This window comes from Selenomonas sp. oral taxon 892 str. F0426 (assembly GCF_000468035.1).
In the GTDB taxonomy this organism is placed as follows: Bacteria; Bacillota; Negativicutes; order Selenomonadales; family Selenomonadaceae; genus Centipeda.
In genome coordinates, this window is the sequence record NZ_KI260524.1 from 1 (window position 1) to 1,463 (window position 1,463).

The following is a 1,463-nucleotide window of genomic DNA, read 5'->3' on the forward strand; positions in this document are numbered from 1 at the left end:
ATAGCCAACCAGTATAATTCCGACAGTACAGATTGCGATAAAAATCCATAAAAGTTTAGGTTTTACAGCTTTACGAAGCATAATCATTGAAGGCAGGGACAAAGTGGTAACGCCCATCATAAAAGATAAAACAACGCCCAACAATGCTCCCTTTGCCAGTAGTGCTTCTGCAATCGGAATTGTTCCAAAAATATCTGCATACATAGGTACTCCGGCAATAGTTGCGATAATTACACCAAATGGGTTATTAGCTCCGAGTATATTAACAATGATTTCTTCCGGTATCCAGTTATGAATAATAGCCCCGATACCTACACCGATCAAGACATAAGGTGCAACCTTTTTCGCAGTAGATACATCCTGTTCCCATGCAAAATGAAGTCTATCCTTAAAGTGCAATTCTTCCTGCGGAATATCAACGGATTTTCCATTTTTAATGTATTCCTCTACTTCATTTTCAAGGTGTAGTTTTTCGATTAAACTCCCTCCTGCAACAGCAATTATAAGTCCGAGCAGAACATACACGATTGCCACTTTCCAGCCGAATATGCTCATAAGGAGTACAAGAGAGCCGAGGTCTACCATAGGAGAAGAAATTAAAAAAGAAAACGTAACACCCAGCGGCAGCCCGGCACTGGTAAAACCGATAAATATTGGAATGGACGAACAAGAACAAAACGGCGTAACTGTTCCCAAAAGGGCAGCTATCATATTTGCCCCTATTCCTCGAAATCTCCCTAATATCTTTTTGGTTCTCTCCGGCGGGAAATAACTTTGAATATACGAAATTATCAAAATTAAAACACCCAGCAATAGCATAATTTTTATGGTGTCGTAGATGAAAAACTGAACGCTTCCCCCGAACCGAGTTTCAGTAGATAGACCACACGCTTCTAACAGATTTCCTATCAGTTGGTTTAGCCATTTCATACCGAGGATTTCATTCTGAAAGAAATCCCAAACACTTTTTAGTGCCTGCATATCCTAACCTCTCTTTCTTATAAATCAAGAATTTTCGATTTGATATTCCTAAAAAAAACCGTTGCCATATTGGAACGGCTTTTAGGTGTTTGAACATTTATTACAACTCATATTTGTTTCGTCAATAGCAATCGTATCTTTCAATAAAGCCAGTACCTTTTCACTGCCTTGCTTGCTGATTTGGTAATGTGTCGATTTACCGTCCTCACGACCTGTCACAATACCTGCTTCACATAGGATTTTCATGTGATAGGAAAGCGAAGATTGAGGCATATTCACTTCATCGGTTAAAGTGCAAGTACACTTTTCTCCATTCTGCAAAAGTTCTAAAATGCGTAACCTACGCTCATCACTTAAAGCTTTAAAGATTTTTGCTCTTTCCTCATAAATAGTTGCCATGCTCTCACCTCAAATCCAAATTTCTTGATTTAAGCATATGCTTCAAATCGAAAAAAGTCAATATGAAATTATAGTTTTTCTAA

General features: G+C 38.2%; 2 protein-coding genes. Both read right to left on the minus strand.

Annotated elements, in window-relative coordinates:
* The coding region (locus HMPREF1992_RS02590) for a permease (RefSeq protein WP_021684260.1) at positions 1 to 981 on the minus strand (981 nt) is incomplete at its 3' end.
* Positions 982 to 1,062: 81 nt separating this feature from the next.
* Positions 1,063 to 1,380 carry a helix-turn-helix transcriptional regulator gene (locus tag HMPREF1992_RS02595; RefSeq protein WP_021684261.1) on the minus strand — a complete coding sequence of 106 codons (318 nt, stop codon included), beginning with the start codon at positions 1,378 to 1,380 and terminating at the stop codon, positions 1,063 to 1,065.
* Positions 1,381 to 1,463: the final 83 nt, after the last annotated feature.

What these genes read in the sequence shown, in the direction of transcription:
- HMPREF1992_RS02595 (WP_021684261.1), bottom strand. Translation starts at nt 1,380, where the DNA reads ATGGCAACTATTTATGAGGAAAGAGCAAAAATCTTTAAAGCTTTAAGT.